Origin of the sequence: Mycobacterium sp. (assembly GCF_035633495.1) — a bacterium.
Taxonomy (GTDB): Bacteria; Actinomycetota; Actinomycetes; order Mycobacteriales; family Mycobacteriaceae; genus Mycobacterium.
Window position 1 is genome coordinate 1 of sequence record NZ_DASQEU010000180.1, and the last position, 15,215, is coordinate 15,215.

15 protein-coding genes, 1 tRNA gene and 1 pseudogene are annotated in these 15,215 nt (G+C 66.5%); 9 read left to right on the forward strand and 8 right to left on the reverse strand.

The window, feature by feature from the left end:
• Positions 1 to 3 precede the first annotated feature (3 nt).
• Genes VET27_RS25695 through VET27_RS25715 form a run of 5 tightly spaced genes read left to right on the forward strand, consistent with a single transcriptional unit; the run spans position 4 to position 4,074 of the window.
• Positions 4 to 912 carry an ABC transporter substrate-binding protein gene (locus VET27_RS25695; RefSeq protein ID WP_526522853.1) on the forward strand — a complete coding sequence of 303 codons (909 nt, stop codon included), beginning with the start codon at positions 4 to 6 and terminating at the stop codon, positions 910 to 912.
• Positions 913 to 927: 15 nt separating this feature from the next.
• Positions 928 to 2,028 (forward strand): ABC transporter ATP-binding protein, encoded by a 1,101-nt coding sequence (locus VET27_RS25700; protein ID WP_526522746.1) that lies wholly within the window; start codon positions 928 to 930, stop codon positions 2,026 to 2,028.
• The gene (locus tag VET27_RS25705; protein ID WP_526522748.1) at positions 2,028 to 2,687 is read left to right on the forward strand and encodes an ABC transporter permease; all 660 of its coding nucleotides are present in this window, start codon (positions 2,028 to 2,030) and stop codon (positions 2,685 to 2,687) included. Before VET27_RS25700 ends, VET27_RS25705 begins: the two co-directional genes overlap by 1 nt.
• Entirely contained in the window at positions 2,684 to 3,469 is a 786-nt protein-coding gene (locus VET27_RS25710; RefSeq protein ID WP_526522750.1) for an ABC transporter permease, read from the forward strand. Before VET27_RS25705 ends, VET27_RS25710 begins: the two co-directional genes overlap by 4 nt.
• Positions 3,466 to 4,074 carry a putative glycolipid-binding domain-containing protein gene (locus VET27_RS25715; RefSeq protein ID WP_526522755.1) on the forward strand — a complete coding sequence of 203 codons (609 nt, stop codon included), beginning with the start codon at positions 3,466 to 3,468 and terminating at the stop codon, positions 4,072 to 4,074. Before VET27_RS25710 ends, VET27_RS25715 begins: the two co-directional genes overlap by 4 nt.
• On the opposite strand, the gene VET27_RS25720 is transcribed toward VET27_RS25715, so the two are convergent.
• Positions 4,037 to 4,981 (reverse strand): prephenate dehydrogenase, encoded by a 945-nt coding sequence (locus VET27_RS25720; protein ID WP_526522855.1) that lies wholly within the window; start codon positions 4,979 to 4,981, stop codon positions 4,037 to 4,039. The two genes, VET27_RS25715 and VET27_RS25720, sit on opposite strands and share 38 nt — an antisense overlap.
• A 104-nt stretch (positions 4,982 to 5,085) precedes the next feature.
• Here VET27_RS25720 and VET27_RS25725 point away from each other — a divergent pair, with 104 nt between their 5' ends.
• The 4 genes and pseudogenes from VET27_RS25725 to VET27_RS25740 all read left to right on the forward strand — a co-directional run.
• Complete coding sequence (locus VET27_RS25725) at positions 5,086 to 5,604, forward strand: tRNA adenosine deaminase-associated protein (protein WP_526522758.1); 519 nt, start codon at positions 5,086 to 5,088, stop codon at positions 5,602 to 5,604.
• Positions 5,605 to 5,618: 14 nt separating this feature from the next.
• Positions 5,619 to 6,083: a nucleoside deaminase gene (locus tag VET27_RS25730; RefSeq protein ID WP_526522857.1), complete on the forward strand. Its 465-nt coding sequence runs from the start codon at positions 5,619 to 5,621 to the stop codon at positions 6,081 to 6,083.
• A 134-nt stretch (positions 6,084 to 6,217) separates the two neighbouring features.
• A tRNA-Ser gene (locus VET27_RS25735) sits at positions 6,218 to 6,308 on the forward strand.
• A gap of 713 nt (positions 6,309 to 7,021) precedes the next feature.
• A pseudogene (locus tag VET27_RS25740) lies at positions 7,022 to 7,315 on the forward strand (type I restriction-modification system subunit M N-terminal domain-containing protein); the annotation flags it as partial.
• Positions 7,316 to 7,687: 372 nt separating this feature from the next.
• Here VET27_RS25740 and VET27_RS25745 read toward each other — a convergent pair.
• The 7 genes from VET27_RS25745 to VET27_RS25775 form a co-directional block, all read right to left on the reverse strand.
• Positions 7,688 to 9,757 carry a DUF8754 domain-containing protein gene (locus VET27_RS25745; protein WP_526522761.1) on the reverse strand — a complete coding sequence of 690 codons (2,070 nt, stop codon included), beginning with the start codon at positions 9,755 to 9,757 and terminating at the stop codon, positions 7,688 to 7,690.
• A 10-nt stretch (positions 9,758 to 9,767) separates the two neighbouring features.
• The gene (locus VET27_RS25750; RefSeq protein ID WP_526522764.1) at positions 9,768 to 10,847 is read right to left on the reverse strand and encodes an SDR family oxidoreductase; all 1,080 of its coding nucleotides are present in this window, start codon (positions 10,845 to 10,847) and stop codon (positions 9,768 to 9,770) included.
• Positions 10,848 to 11,124: 277 nt separating this feature from the next.
• Entirely contained in the window at positions 11,125 to 11,781 is a 657-nt protein-coding gene (locus tag VET27_RS25755) for an SGNH/GDSL hydrolase family protein (protein WP_526522766.1), read from the reverse strand.
• 34 nt (positions 11,782 to 11,815) lie between these two features.
• The gene (locus VET27_RS25760; RefSeq protein ID WP_526522768.1) at positions 11,816 to 12,874 is read right to left on the reverse strand and encodes a threonine aldolase family protein; all 1,059 of its coding nucleotides are present in this window, start codon (positions 12,872 to 12,874) and stop codon (positions 11,816 to 11,818) included.
• Positions 12,875 to 13,164: 290 nt separating this feature from the next.
• Entirely contained in the window at positions 13,165 to 13,860 is a 696-nt protein-coding gene (locus VET27_RS25765) for an MgtC/SapB family protein (RefSeq protein WP_526522859.1), read from the reverse strand.
• Between the two features lie 37 nt (positions 13,861 to 13,897).
• On the reverse strand, positions 13,898 to 14,212 hold the full coding sequence (locus VET27_RS25770; RefSeq protein WP_526522771.1) for a hypothetical protein: 315 nt from the start codon (positions 14,210 to 14,212) through the stop codon (positions 13,898 to 13,900).
• 141 nt (positions 14,213 to 14,353) lie between these two features.
• Positions 14,354 to 15,106, reverse strand: a complete 753-nt coding sequence (locus tag VET27_RS25775) for a sensor histidine kinase (protein WP_526522773.1) — start codon at positions 15,104 to 15,106, stop codon at positions 14,354 to 14,356.
• Positions 15,107 to 15,215: the final 109 nt, after the last annotated feature.

The window sequence follows — 15,215 nt, forward strand, 5'->3', positions numbered from 1 at the left end:
GTACTGGCAGCGGTCCTAGCCCTGGTAACGGCTGCATGCGGCAGTTCGAACCCGCTGGGCGGTGGTGAGGTATCGGGTGACCTGAAGTCGATCGCCGTCGGGTCGGCGGACTTCACCGAATCGAAGATCATCGCCGAGATCTACGCGCAAGCGTTGGAGGCCAACGGGTTCGACGTCCGCCGGCAGTTCGGCATCGGCAGTCGGGAGACCTACGTGCCCGCGGTCAAGGATCACTCGATCGACCTGATCCCGGAGTACACCGGCAACCTCCTGCAGTATTTCGACTCGGAGACCAAGGCCACCGATCCCGAGTCGGTCGAGTTGGCGCTGTACCGCGCTCTGCCAGGCGACCTTTCGATATTGACGCCGTCTCCCGCCAACGATCAGGACACCGTCGCGGTCACCAGGGCCACCGCCGAGAAGTGGAACCTCAAGACCATCGGCGATCTCGCGCAGCACTCGGCCGAGGTGAAGTTCGGCGGGCCGTCGGAGTTCCAGAGCAGGGCCGAGGGATTGCCCGGTCTCAAGGCCAAGTACGGCCTGGACATCCCGCCCGCCAACTTCGTCTCGATCAGCGACGGCGGCGGGCCGGCGACGGTACGGGCCCTCGTCGACGGCACGGTGACGGCGGCGGACATCTTCAGCACGTCGCAGGCCATCCCGCAGAACGACCTGGTCGTCCTCGAGGATCCGAAGAACAACTTCCTGGCCGCCAACGTCGTCCCGCTGGTGGCGTCGCAGAAGATGTCGGACCAACTCAAGACCGTGCTCGACGCCGTGTCGGCCAAGCTCACCACCGAGGCTCTCATCGAGATGAACACGGCGACGTCGGGCAACGGCGGCGTCGACCCCGATGAGGCGGCCCGCAAGTGGGTACAGGACAACGGGTTCGACAAGCCGGTAGCCGGTTAGAGGGATGGGGCGCAGATGATCAACTTCGACGGCGTCACCAAGAAGTACCCGGACGGCACCGTCGCCGTCGATGACCTGAGTCTCGAGGTGCCCGAGGGCACGCTCACGGTTTTCGTCGGCCCGTCCGGCTGCGGCAAGACGACGTCGATGCGAATGATCAACCGAATGATCGAGCCCACGTCGGGCGTGCTCACCGTCGACGGCAAGGACGTCACCAAGGTCGACGCGGTCAAGCTGCGTCTGGGCATGGGTTACGTCATCCAGAGCGCGGGACTGATGCCGCACCTGAAGGTCGTCGACAACGTCGCGACCGTGCCCGTGCTCATGGGTGAGTCCCGTCGCGCCGCCCGCAAGGCCGCCCTCGGCGTGTTGGAGCGCGTCGGGCTGGACCCGAAGCTGGCCAACCGGTATCCCGCGCAGCTGTCCGGGGGTCAGCAGCAGCGCGTCGGCGTGGCCCGCGCGCTGGCGGCAGATCCGCCGATCCTGCTGATGGACGAGCCGTTCAGCGCCGTAGACCCGGTGGTCCGTGAGGAACTTCAGGTCGAGATCCTGCGGCTGCAAAGCGAACTGCGCAAGACCATCGTCTTCGTCACCCACGACATCGACGAAGCTCTGAAGCTCGGCGAGAAGGTCGCGGTCTTCGGCCGCGGCGGAGCTCTCCAGCAGTACGACGAGCCGCGGCGCCTGTTGTCCAACCCAGCCAACGACTTCGTGGCCGGCTTCATCGGCGCCGACCGCGGCTACCGCGGCCTGCAGTTCTCCCCCGGCAAGGGGCTGCCTCTGCACGACATCAGAACGGTCGAGGAAGCCGGCATCGACTCACTGGACCTTGGTCCAGGTGACTGGGCGCTGGTCACGAAGCGCGACGGCTCGCCATTTGCGTGGATCGACGCCAATGGCGTGGGCCTGCACCGCCAGGGAAAGTCGCTGTACGACAGCACCATGGCGGGTGGCTCGCTGTTCCTGCCGAACGGGACGATGCGGTTGGCCCTCGATGCCGCGCTGTCCTCGCCCGCCGGACTCGGGGTCGCCGTGGACGACCGCAGGCATGTCATCGGCGGACTCAAGGCCGATGACGTGATCGCGGCGATCAAGGCCAAGCGGAAGACGACCTAGTGCAGTACCTCCTCACCCACCTCGGCGACGCCTGGGACCTGACGCTGATCCACCTGTGGCTGTCGTTGGTGCCGTTGGTGCTAGGCCTCCTGATCGCCGTGCCCCTTGGCGCACTTGTCCAGCGCACGACGGTGTTGCGAAGGTTCACCACGGTGGTGGCGAGCATCGTGTTCACCATTCCGTCCCTGGCGCTGTTCGTGGTGCTGCCGTTGATCATCCCGACCCGCATCCTGGATCAGGCCAACGTCATCGTCGCCCTGACGCTGTACACGGTGGCCCTGCTCGTCCGCGCCGTACCCGAGGCGCTCGACGCCGTACCGCCCGCCGTACTCGACGCGGCCACGGCCGTCGGCTACAAGCCGTTGACCAGGATTCTGAAAGTCGAACTGCCGCTGGCGATACCGGTGCTCGTCGCAAGCCTGCGCGTCGTCGCCGTCACCAACATCTCGATGGTGTCGGTCGGCTCGGTGATCGGCATCGGCGGGTTGGGCACCTGGTTCACCGAGGGCTATCAGGCCGACAAGAGCGATCAGATCGTCGCGGGCATCATCGCGATCTTCGTACTCGCGATCGTCGTGGACACCCTGATCATGATCGCGGGCAAGCTGGCGACGCCATGGGTGAGGACCGGCCGCCGAGCGAAGGCGGGCGCCCGATGAACTTCCTGCAGCAGGCGTTGGCGTACATCTTCACCGCGGCCAACTGGGCCGGGCCGGCGGGGCTGACGGCGCGCATTCTCGAGCACCTGCAGTACACGGCCGTCGCGGTCGTCTTCTCGGCACTCGTCGCGATCCCGATCGGCATGATCATCGGACATACCGGCCGAGGGACGTTCCTGGTCGTCGGTGGAGTGAACGCGCTGCGGGCCCTCCCGACCCTGGGCGTGCTGCTGCTCGGCGTGCTGCTGTGGGGCCTCGGCCTCATCCCTCCGACGGTGGCGCTGATGCTCCTCGGCATCCCGCCGATGCTCGCCGGCACCTATTCGGGCATCGCGAACGTGGACCGAGCGGTGGTCGACGCCGCAAGGTCGATGGGCATGACGGAGTCGCAGGTTCTGCTGCGCGTCGAGGTACCCAATGCCATGCCCCTGATCCTCGGCGGACTGCGTACGGCGACGCTGCAGATCGTTGCGACGGCCACCGTGGCGGCGTACGCCAGTCTCGGCGGTCTCGGCCGCTACCTCATCGACGGCATCAAGGTGCGCGAGTTCTATCTCGCGCTGGTGGGCGCGCTCGTCGTCACCGCGCTGGCGCTCATTCTGGATGCCGCGCTGGCGTTCGCGGTGTGGCTCTCGGAGCCGGGTACCGACAGATTCCGCAAGATGCCGCAGCCGCTCCTCGGCGACGAGGTCGCGCTCGAATCCGGTTCGACATTACGATCTGGCGGGCTTTCCCAAGGCGGCTACGAAGCACGGGGGCCGTCGCCTACGGTAGGGGGATGAGTGATGTAGTCCGCTCTGAGTCGCAAGACAACTGGTCGGCAATTTTGACGTGGCGAGCACACGACGTTCCTCGAATGGAGTCGGTGCGAGTGCAGTTGTCGGGCAACCGGATCAAGGCGTACGGCCGGATCGTGGCCGCCGCGACGGCGTCACACGCGGCGTTCAGCGCGTCCTACGACCTGGTCACCGATGACAGTGGTGCCACCAAACGGCTGTCGCTGACGGTCACGCTGGCCCAACGGGAGCGCCAGCTGAACATCGCCCGTGACGAAGAGAACATGTGGCTGGTGCAGGACAAGCAGAACCAGGCCATGCGCTTGCCCTACGGCGGCGCCCTGGACGTCGACGTGATCTACAGCCCGTTCTTCAATGCGCTGCCGATCCGCCGCGCCGGGCTGTACCAGCACGGCGCATCGATCTCGTTGTCCGTGGTCTACGTGCGTCTTCCGGAACTGACCGTGGAGACCGCGACCATCGACTACGCGAGCGAAGCGCCCAACCCTGGTGCCGGGGTCAAGCTGAAGTCGCCCGTCGCCGAGACCACGATCACGGTCGACGACGACGGGTTCATCCTCGACTATCCCGGACTCGCAGCGCGGATCTGAGCACCCCGCCCGCACGGCCCGCGGCGGCGAGTTCCTGACGCCAGCCGTCCTCGCCGACGGCGATCGCGAGGATCTGCGGTCGGTCGAAGCTGTCGTACCGCATCCGGGCCGCGTGCCCCGACTCGACGAGGTCGGCGACGGAATCGGTCGTGGCCAGGCCGTCGCGGGCGCCAGTCAGCAGGTCGATGGCGCGGTCCAGCACGGAGCCCAACGGGCCGGAGTTCGCCTCGCACATGGCTCGCACCAGATCGGGGGCGGTGGCCGCGACCCGGGTGCCGTCCCGGAACGAGCCCGCGGCCAGGGAGAACGCCAGCGGTACGTCGGCTGCCGTGACGGCGAGGGCCTCTGCGATCAGGTGCGGAAGATGTGAGATGGCTGCGGCCGCCGCATCGTGCTCGTCGGAGCGCGCGGGCACGACGACGCTCCCGCAGTCCAGAGCCAGATGCATGACCTCGGCCCACACCGCCGGGTCGACGTGGTCATCGACGCTGAGCACCCAGGGCGCGCCGACGAACAGCTTCTCGTCGCCCGCAGCCCAGCCGGAGTGCGCGGTGCCGGTCATCGGGTGGCCTCCGACGAAGTAGTCGAGGAGGCCGTGGTCCCGAACGGCTTGCAGGACAGCGACTTTGACGCTCGTCACATCGGTGAGCGGGCAGTGCGGCGCCGTCGTGCGGACGCGGTCGAGCATGCTCGGCAGTGCGGGCATCGGAACGGCGAGGACGATCAGCGCGTTCGCCGCCGCGGCCCGCTCCAGCACCTCGGTGAGGCTCGCCGTGGCGTCGAACCCGTCGAAGCGGGCAGCCTGTACGCCGTCCACCGACCGGTTGTAGCCGAAGACCTCCCGCCCGGCGGCCTTGGCGGCCCGCATCACCGACCCGCCGATCAGTCCAAGGCCCAGTACGCACATCGGTGTTGCCACCCTGCAAGGTTGACATATCGGCGAACCGCGCGAGCGTCAGACGTGATCGTGACGCTGGTCAAAGCGTGTGATCTGGGACTACCGTGACTTTCATGGGAGCACAGCGAGCGCAGGCGCAGAACCAGGCCGCAGACCTCCCGGACGGATTCGGTGTCGCAGTCGTTCGCGAGGACGGCAAGTGGCGGTGTTCGTCGTTGCGCAGCAGCGCGTTGACGAGCTTGGCGGCCGCGGAGACCGAGCTGAGGGAACTGCGAAGCGCGGGGGCAGTGTTCGGACTGCTCGACGTGGACGACGAGTTCTTCGTGATCGTGCGCCCCGCCCCCGCGGGTGCGCGCCTGTTCCTGTCGGATGCGACGGCGGCCGTGGACTACGACATCGCCAGGCAGGTGCTCGAGAAGCTCGACGCCGACATCGACCCCGACGACCTGCAGGACGAGGATCCGTTCGAGGAGGGCGATCTCGGCGTGCTCTCCGACATCGGCCTGTCCGAAGGCGTTTTGAGCATCATCCTCTCCGAAGACGACTATGCCGACGAGCAACTCTCGCGGATCGCCCAGGAGATGGGCTTCGGCGACGAGATGTATTCGCTGCTCGACAAACTCGATCGTTGACCGCCGACGAGCGCTTGCGCGAGGAGCCACTGACCGACGCTGATCTGATCAGGGCGGCGCTCGACGCGGCCTCCGCCGTCGGCCCCCGCGACGTGCCCATCGGTGCCGTGGTGTTCGGCCCTAACGGTACCGAGCTGGCGCGTGCCGCCAATGCCCGTGAAGAACTCGGCGACCCGACGGCGCACGCGGAGATCCTGGCCCTGCGCGCGGCGGCCCGGGTGCTCGGCGACGGCTGGCGACTCGAGGGGACGACGCTGGCAGTCACCGTCGAGCCGTGCACTATGTGCGCCGGGGCGCTGGTGATGGCGCGCGTCGCCCGGGTGGTGTTCGGGGCGTGGGAGCCGAAGACGGGTGCGGTCGGCTCGCTGTGGGACGTGGTGCGCGACCGACGGCTCACGCATCGGCCCGAGGTGCGGGGCGGCGTGCTGGCCGACGAGTGTGCGGCGCCGTTGGAGGCGTTCTTCGCGCGGCAGCGCTGAGCGCGGCCCTCGGCGGCGCGGCTAGCATCATCGCCGAACGTGCGCCCACGGCGAGAATCCGGCCGAAATCTCGCCATGGCGTCACGTTCGGCGGCGATTAGGGGTCGTGCCAGGTTCCCGGTAAGCTGCCCGACGGTGGCGTGTCCGAGCGGCCTAAGGAGCACGCCTCGAAAGCGTGTGACGGGTAACCCCCGTCCGAGGGTTCAAATCCCTCCGCCACCGCCAAGCTTGTCGACCTGTTTGCGCTGGTTGGCTGTTCATTTCACGCCAGCTGTGAGGCCGTGGGCCCCCGTTTGGGCACAGAATGGGCACACTTCAAATCAAGAGCTGAAGCGACGGCATCGAGGTCGCCACGATTCGATACCAAGGATGACGCCGGAAGTACCAAAGTCAGGTCATGTGACTCAGGTCGTGCAGTGCAACTAAGTGCGACAGTCTCTTGCCGATCCATCAGCTCGCCAGGTTGACGGCCCCAGGGGGGGATGACGACGGCGGGCTGCGTCTCCAGAAGTGAATTGACCGTACTGATCAACTCGACCTGGGAACGTGCATCTCGCAGGGTAAAGCCGAGTTCGTTCGGCGCTTCTAGCTGCCAGGGCGGCCTCTCGGGATCGGCCATGACGCAGACCGGCGTGGCGAGTCCGTCGCAGGAAGCTCCTGCTATCGCCTGGATCAGCGGCCAAATCGGGCTAGGTTGCGACGGTGGAGGGGGCTGTCCCATCGACACGAGCCTATCCGCTGAAGGTTCGACAGTTAAGCATTATTACCGACGGTTGTCTTCGGACACCGGACAAGCGCGGAGCGCTGTACCTGCTTTGGCGCCCATTGCGTCCCCGGTGGCGATCATGTAGCCACGCACCGCGTTGCAAACAAGCACTCCGAGCCGCCTGGCCGGTAACTTCCACCGTTCCGACTGAACGCGAGGAGGCCACCCGACCATAGCCAAGACCGACCCCAACTTTATCCGGAAGATCGCCGACCTGCTGCGGGGGCCCTACCAGCCCAACCAGTACGGCGACGTCATCATGCCGTTCACGATCCTGCGCCGCCTGGACTGCATCCTGGAGCCGACAAAAGACGAGGTTCTGGCCGAGCACAAGAAGGCCCGGAGCCAGAAGATCGACCCGGCGGTGGTCCTCAAGTCAAAGCTCAAGCTGCCATTCTTCAACACCTCGCAGTGGACCTTCGCCAAGCTGGTCAGCGACCCCGAGGGCGTAGCGGACAACCTAGTTGTACGACTCCCAATCGCGCCCTGCGCCGCCGCCCGCTGTCACCACGAGTATCAGGAAGCCCAGCGCGGGGACCACCACGGTCGCAACCTTGGCCCACGTGTGCAGCTTCGCCCACCACGCTCGAAGTCCGTCGTTCGATCCCACGGTTAGTTAAGCCTGGCGGGACAACGCTAGTCGGCAATTCGGGGGAAGAATCGGAATCCGCCTCAGGTTGGGGACTACCTGCCTGTGCAGACTGACCGACGATGACGATCCTTTTGTCCGCAATGGCCCCTCGACCTTGTGAAGAGGATATTCGCAACCCCCGCGTCCTGCAGGCAGCCGAAGGTGGCCCGGCCGCGCCAGACCACCCCCTCCGCGCCACAGTCGCGATCAGGACTCCGCCGCTGCCATTTCCTCCCGTTTGGCCAGCGCCAACTCCCGGATCTTGGCGAGGTCCTCGTCGGTATAGACCCCGTTGATACCGGAGATCGCGGCGAGCTTCATGCCGTGCTTCAGCCCGAGCCGATAGATCTCCTTGACCTTCTCCCATTCGATGTTGCGCCCGACGGTGAACGTCTCGTAGCGGCCCTCGAGCGCCAGGACGATGGTCTCGGCCAGGCAGGCGTAGGCAACGCCCTTCGGCAGGCCGATTCCCTTCATCTGCGGATCGCCGGGCAGTTCGATCTCCCCGGACTCGATGACCAGCACATCGGGCCGCTTGGCAACATCCTCTGCCGAAAGGTCCAACGGCCGCGCGACGTCGGTGATGACCGCACCCGGCTTCACCTTCATGATGTCGAGCACCTTCTTGCCAGCCCCCGAGGTGGCCGTGACAATGACATCCATGTCGGCGATGTGCTCGTCGGCGCTGGCACTCACGTGGATCTTCGCCCGCGGGTTCTCCCGCTCGATATCAGCCTTCAGCGCCAACAGCTTGGCCGGTTCGATGGAGACCAGCCACAGCTCGTCGGCGGCCATCGCCAACAGTCGCGCACACACCGAGCCGATGGCGCCGGTCGCGCCGACCACCATCGCCTTGCCCTTGATATGTCCCTTCTTGTCCACTTCTGCGATGCCGATTCGGCGGACCGCGTCATGGGCGGCCCACAGCGCACCCGAGGCGCTATAGGAGTTGCCCGTGGTGATAGGAAGCGGTGCGCGCTTGGCCACCGTGACACCGGCGTCGCCGACGACCTTGGTGAACGCGCCGAGGCCCATGATCTGGGCGCCCATCTTCTGTGCCATGTCGGCCGCCGCGAGGAGCCGCGAGTAGGTGAACTCCGGATCGTGCGCCATCAGTTCCTTGGGGGTGCCGCCGACGGTGATGAGCCAGCCTTCGACCTCAGCGCCCGTCGGCGACGTGATACCGGTGACATGGCTGTAGACGAACGGCGGCGCGTGCGCCATCAGCTTCTCCACGCCATCCATGAACATCCCCGGCGCCACGTCGGCGACGGCATCGAGCGGCTTCACATTGCGGAAGTACTCCTGGGACAGCGGGTGGATCACGAAAGCGAACCGGGACCTCCGCTTGAAGCCGCTCGGGTAGAGGATCCTCGGCTGCAGCTCAGCCGACTGGATCATGTCGAGCAGGTCGTCGTCGGTGAGTCGTGACTCCTCGGCTTGGCCCGCCACCAGCATCAGCGCCTCAAGCGTCGCCTCATTGACCACCACCCCTTCGAACGGCTGCGGCACATCGTCGAGAATGAGGTCTATTCCACGCTCCCGCAGGCTGTTCAGCCGCTCCTCGTCGATGGACGTCGAGATGAGGGTCTTGCCCTTCAGGTCGTCCAACTCGAACTGGGCGAGTTCCTCGAAGGTGGCCACCACAACGTCGCAGTCCTGCAGGGCCTGGCGGACCTTGGACTCGATTATCTTCCGGCCCGGGGCGGTGGCCGCCGACACCATCGAGGAGGGGATTCTCTCCAGAAGCCAGCCCGAGGCGGACACGAAGCGCTCGAACACCGCGAACGGACTGTGAATGTCGGCAAGGCCGTACTCCACCGTCGGGTCGGCAAAGCGCAGGTTCTGCGTGCTCTCCGAAAGCACTCGAGTGGAGCGGTAGTGGTTTCGTCCGCCGAGCACGACCACTCGCGCATTGGCGAAGTAGCCGGGCATCTCGCCGTCCAGGTGCCGAATGGTCCACTCCTGCAACACGTTGCGCAACCGGTGGCCAGCGGTGACAACCGCCCCGGTGGACGCGTCCGCGGCCTCCCGAAGGCTGCCAGGATTGCCCTTCAGGGTTCCGGCCACCTGAGCGTCGTGGACTCCGCTGACCCCGATGGCCGCGGCCCGGCCGGACCACTTGCGCAGTTCGTCGATGGCCCGCTTGACGCTGCCGCCGGTGCCCACTCGGACGATTCGGAAGGCCCCTCCCAGGAACTCCACGGACTGGTCGTAGTCCCGCCCGGGGCCGCTCAGGCTGATATTGACGACCAGCGATTGCCTGTGCTCAGTCATGGGATCTCTCTCAGACCATTGCTTTGGAGTCGAACTCCGGGTGGGCCGCCATGAAGTCGAGCAGCTTGTCGGCGTAATCGCGGAAACGGGGGCATGAGACCCCAGTGCCTTCGAGGTCGGCCACGGCTTGCGCCGTGCCGTAAGTGGTGGGGAACGCGAAGTAGTCCAGGGTCTCCGCAGGGAGACCGGTGAGCAGTTCCATCCCGGGGACCGTGTCGAGCAGTCCGCGCACGACCGATACCGGGATGGGCAGCCAGACCAGCCTCCTACCGAGGTGCTTGCCGAAGATCTCGGCTACCTCCCGGGCCGACGGCGGATCGGGGTCGGTCAACTGGTACGTCTTGCCCTCGGAACGGTCGAGGACGCTCAGTGCGTCCATCGCTGCAATGACGTAGTCCCGCGGAACCAGCGATGCCATGACGGTCTTGTCGACGCTCGGCAGGAACGTCGCGCCAGGCAGGCGCTTCATGTAGGCGGCAACGAAGTAGGGCCCGTCGTACTTCTGGGTCTCACCAGTGCGCGAGTCCCCCACAACGATGCCGGGGCGGTAGATGGTCGCTGGCAGCCCCTCCACGATCGCCGCGCGCACTAGTCGCTCGGCCTCGTATTTGGTTGATTCGTAATGGTTTTGGAACTCCTGACCCTCCTCAAGCATCTCCTCGGTGAACTCGCCGTCGTAGGCGCCGGAGACGTAGCAGGTGCTCACGTACTGCAGTCGACGGAAGTTCGACCGCTCCCGGCAGAACTGCAGGACGTTGTCGGTGCCGACGATGTTGACCAGCTTGGCGATGTCCTCAGGTACGGAAAGGTCGTACACGGCCGCCAGGTGCCAGACCTCGTTGACGTCGTCCACCGGGACGGAATCGGAAAGCCCAAGGCCCTGCACCGTGATGTCGCCCTCGACGAGTTGGACCCGGTCCACGGTGTGGGGATGGGCTGCCTGAATCTCGGCCAGCTTGGCCTTCGCGGTATTCATGTGCCTCGCCTGCACGATGCAGATGGCGGTGGCCCCTTCCCGCTTGGCGAGGATCCCGGGGAGTAGGGCCGACCCGAGCAAACCCGGGAACCCCGTCATCAACACTGCACTCATTTTCTCCCTCGCGTTCGGTTGCCGACGATCAATGGGCGCTCCGCGCCTGACGCAGGTATATGCGCCTTAGGCGCCATGCTTCCAGAACACGCCCTGCGAGACATTTAGAACGGCCTGAGGAGGTCGTGGCGCTGCACGCGGGTTGAGTCGCCCGACCGCCGGGGTGACACCGGGAGACTGGCGATCTCGTCGGCGATGGGAGAGGGTTCAAATCCCTCCGCCACCGCCACGACCGCCCTCCTGTTCACGCAGGTAAGGGCGGTTTTTGCGCTAGCCCTCAGCCTAGGACCCGACGCACCTCGTCGGCCAGCGCGAGCCCCAGATCGCGGTTGTTCCGTTCGGTGAAGTGGACGCCGTCGCTGCCGTCGGTGCTGATCACCGAACCCGCGTCGAAGAACGGAATCTTCATGTACGCGCACAGCGCGCGATACGCGCCCGGGAGCCTCTCCGATTTCTCCTGCCCGCCGTCGAAGGTCATCTGAAACCACGGGTCGGGCATCGGCGCCAGTGGGGGCGGCGCGACGACGAGCACCCTCGGCGCCGGGTAGATGGTGCCCACTCCGCCAGCTGAACCGAGGACCTGCGCCGCGAGTACCGACATCCCCGTCGCGATGTCGAAGGGACTTCGGTGGAAGTACGCCTTGGTGTCGTTGGTGCCCAGCATGAGGACGACCAGGCCGAGTGGCAGGTGGCTGGCCAGCGCGATCGGCAGGTGCGCAGCGCCGTTCAGTCGCGGGTCGGTGGGGTCGTCGACGTTCGTGGTGCGGGCGCTGAGGCCTTCCTCGATCACGGCGTAATCGTGGCCCAGGGCCTCGGCGAGCACGCCGGTCCAGCGGACGTCGCACGGGAACCGCGTCGTGGGTGCGGTTTCCTCTGCGGGCACCCAGCCCCACGTCAAGGAATCGCCGAAGCACAACACCGTCTTCTCGGCCATGTCAGTCCTCTCGCTCGTCCGCCCAACGACCAACCTAGCGACCGAGCTCCTCGCGGATCGCGGTGACGAAGCCGTCGACGTCGGTCTCGCTGGTGTCCCACGAGCACATCCACCGCACCTGGCCGGCCGTGCGATCCCAGTCGTAGAAGCGCACGCGCTCGCGGATGCGGTCGGCCGCGTCGTTGGGCAGCACGGCGAACACGGCGTTCGCCTGCGTCCGCTGGCTGAAGGACAGCCCGCGAACGACACCGTCGTCGAGCGCGCTGCGCAGTCGCGCCGCCATGGCGTTCGCGTGCGCAGCCGAGCGCAGGCCGAGGTCGTCGTCGAACAGCGCCAGCAACTGCGCGCTGGTGAAGCGCATCTTGCTGGCGAGCTGCATGCTCAGCTTGCGGAGGTACGGCATCCCATCGACACGCACCGGGTCGATGACGACGATCGCCTCCGCGCCCATCAGTCCGTTCTTCGTGCCACCGAAGCTGAGGACGTCGACGCCGGCGTTGGTCGTGAACTCGCGGAACGGCACGCCGAGAGCGGCCGCCGCGTTCCAGATGCGGGCGCCGTCCACATGCACCGCCATGCCGTGCTCGTGCGCGAAGTCGGCGATCGCTCGCACCTCGTCCGGCGTGTAGAGCGTGCCTAGTTCGGTCGTCTGGGTGATGCTCACGGCCAGCGGCTGGGCGCGGTGCTCGTCTCCCCAGCCCCACGCTTCCGTCGCGATCAGCTCGGGCGTCAGCTTGCCGTCGGGCGTCGGGACGGGCAGGAGCTTCAGGCCGCTGACCCGTTCCGGTGCGCCGCCCTCGTCGGTGTGGATGTGCGCGGTGGCCGCAGCGACGACTGCTCCCCAGCGGGGCAGTACCGAGGTGAGCGCGACGACGTTCGCGCCCGTGCCGTTGAACACCGGGAAGACCTCGGCGGACTCGCCGAACTGGTTTCGGACGAGCTGCTGCAGCCGTTGCGTGTAGACGTCTTCGCCATAGGCGACCTGGTGCCCGCCGTTCACCGCGGCCAGTGCATCCAGCACCTCGGGGTGCACGCCCGCGTAGTTGTCGCTCGCGAAGCCGCGGTAATCGGTGTCGTGGAGGGTCTCGACCATCGCTCCAGTCTCTCAGGCCCCTGCCGCCGCGGGACTGGTCACGAACTTCCTTCTCTCGGCGTGTGTCTGAGTCGATCCAGCAGGTCCCTGGCGGCGTTGACCCCGAGGTGATCGTCGCCTAGTGCGCTGGCGAGCAGTGCCGCGCGCCGGGACCGGACGATGTCGATGTTCTGCTTGGCCAGCGCGGTGACGAAGAGGTTGGCGGTGCGGCCGTCGTTGGGATCGCTGCGACGTTCGACGAATGCCTGCGTCTCCTTCGTGTGGGCGGGGCGTGGTCGGTGATGGAGACCTCATCGTCGCGATTTCGGACTTTCGGCCGACCAGCGGAACGAGGTGACCCTCGGGTCCAGGTTCACTGCGCCGAGCGCCTTCTCGACTTGGGCGTCGTCGCGAGTCGCGGTGGACAGCTCGGCCCGCACGTCGACTTCACCGGGTGTCAAGTTGGCAGACGAGCGCAGCGAATTGAGTTGGAAGCCCGGCCGACTGGACGCGCCGACGATGACCGCCCGCACTTCGGCCTCGGCATCCGCGCCGCACACCACCTCGACGAGGTAGTCGGCAGCGGGGTTCTCGCGGCCACCCCACAGGTGGGCATGGTCCATCCGCGTTGCCAACGGAAACAGGAAGCCGTTGGTGGCGATGATGACCACTGCACCGGTGACGGCCTCGCGCCACATCCAGGCACCCGCGAGCGCACCCACCGCGGCGGCGGCCCACAGCGTCGCGGCCGTGTTCAAACCGGTGACCGACGAACCCTGTTTCATGATCACCCCGGCGCCGAGAAAGCCGATGCCGGAGACGATTTGGGCAGCGACCCGCGTCGGATCACCCTGGCCTTCAAAGGAGTAAGCGCCCAGGATCAGGAAGAGCGCCGCTCCCATGCTGACCAGAGCCATGGTCTGAAGGCCGGCCATCCGCGCTCGCCATTGGCGTTCTACGCCGATCGCCACGCCCAGAAGCGTCGCCAGGCCGACCCGGACCAGCATGTCGATTGCGATCACGGTGTGGGCGTGTCCGTCATCGTCAGTTGCAGCCGCTCACGCTGATGCGGCGTCCGTTCACGCCGATGCAGCCACTGACGGGAGGCGGTGGAGGCGGTGGCGGAGGTGGCACGTAGTCCTCCGGCATCGGGGCGTAGTAGTCGGGAGGCGGCACGTAAGGCGCTATTACGTCCGCGAGGTTGGCGCACCCGCTGACGGAGACGCGTCGGCCCGCCGACGCGCAGACGTCTGCGTTGGCGGCGCCGGCGTCGTGAATGGTGACGAGCGTTCCCAGAGTTACCGCCACGGCCATCGCCGCGACTCCCGTGGAAAGCCAGGATCGGACAGGTCTGCTCATCTGGATCGTCTCCCCGTCGGCCGTGCGGTGTCGTGACGACCAGCATGGACCCGCAGTGATTGCGAGGCAAGGGTGTCCGCTCGTTGGGGAGTTCGTGTCTGCCGTACCTCGGGACACGTGTATGGCTGATCACCCGACGAATCACGCGTCGGCGCCGAGTGGGATGGCCCCGTACACCGTCGTGCCGACCGCGATCTCGGACTCGACGCCGAACACACCACCGACCGCCTCGATCCGGTCGCGCATGTTCGTCAACCCCGCTCCGTCGGAGCCCTCCAACAGAAACCCGTCGCCGTCGTCGGTCACCTCGAAGCGGAGCCGGCCGTCATCGTAGATGCGAATGATGACGTTCTGTGCGCACTCAGCGTGTTTGACCGCGTTCTGCAACGCTTCCAGGCAACAGAAGTAGACGGCGCTCTCGACTTCCGCGGGATACCTTCGCAGGCCGACGGCGTCCACCGAGACCGGTAGCGGCGCCCGCATCGCTGCGGAGTTGAGCGCCTCCGCCACGCCGGCATCGGTCAGCAGCGACGGGTAGATCGTGCGGGTGACCATGCGGAGATCGTCGATGCCCTCGACCTCGTCCCCGAGCGCCGCAAGCGTTGGTGCGGTGCCACTTTCACCCATAGCGCGATGATCGGCAGTTTCCGCGGCCGTGCCGAGCCGGATTCGCAACATCACCAGGCGCTGTTGGAGGCCGTCGTGCAGGTCGCGTTGAATTCGACGCCTCTCCGAGTCCGCTGCGAGTACCAGTCGGGCTCGCGATGCCGCCAGGTCGTCGACTGTGCATTGCAGCTCCGAGCTGAGCTGACCGCGTCTGAGTGCGGTGAAGGCGCCGGACGACCCAGGGTGGATTTCGCCAAAGTGCCGTTCGAACCCATGGAGTTGATCCACAATCTGCCCAACTGGGAAGGCACCGAGTTCGACAGGGAAGGCTGAGCTGAATGACGACTAGCGGTATGAGAGCCACCAAGAGTTTTTCGGTAAGGCGTTGTGGCGCAAT